The sequence below is a fragment of the Williamsia sp. Y844 genome, from assembly GCF_056786475.1.
In genome coordinates this window covers 1-622 of record NZ_JBXCJB010000011.1, presented here as the reverse complement: position 1 = coordinate 622, position 622 = coordinate 1, and the positions used below count along the sequence as shown (strand labels likewise).

At 62.4% G+C, this 622-nt stretch carries 1 protein-coding gene; it reads right to left on the bottom strand.

Going from position 1 to position 622, the window contains the following annotated elements:
• A partial coding sequence (locus tag AC1TQG_RS27775; RefSeq protein WP_482142158.1) for a DUF222 domain-containing protein occupies positions 1–622 on the bottom strand: 622 nt, incomplete at both ends.

Here is a 622-nt window from a genome sequence, read left to right as displayed (position 1 = left end):
AGCGTCATCTCTTCGGCGGTGGAGAGTGCGTCCATGACGGCCATACCGTGGTCGGTGTTGTTGGCCCACACCCCACGATTGTTTTTAGCATCCTCCCGGTTCTTACGAACCAGATCTGGGTCACGACGAAAGATGATGGCATCAACCATGTCTCGCATCCGATTCTTCGACCACGACCCCCGCCGACGCAGCGCTTCGGCGATGCCGCGATCGATATCGGCCATGTGGGCTGAGCCTTCGATCAGCTCGGTGCGGGCGATGATATCGGGGATGTGGTGCGCGGCGATACGTCCGGCCTTCAACAGCGCATTGACGGCAGGCAGGCGGTCGCGCAGCGCCACCCCGCGGTTGATCTGCAACTCGGCAGTTCGTTGGGTCAGGCCCTGTGCTGCAGACAATCTCGCCGCACACTGTGCGAGCGGATCAAGCGCCCGCATCTCCGCTTCGGTCCCAGCGGTCGGCTCCACTAACTGTCGGTGCAGCATCGCGACAGCGGCGTACCGCTCCCATTCCATCCGTGACTGCTGGGCCATCGCCAGCTCGGTGTTACGCAGCAACTCATTGGTGCGCAGCAGATAGGCGGGGCCGATTTCATCGTCCCCACCTGCATCTTCGATCTCCC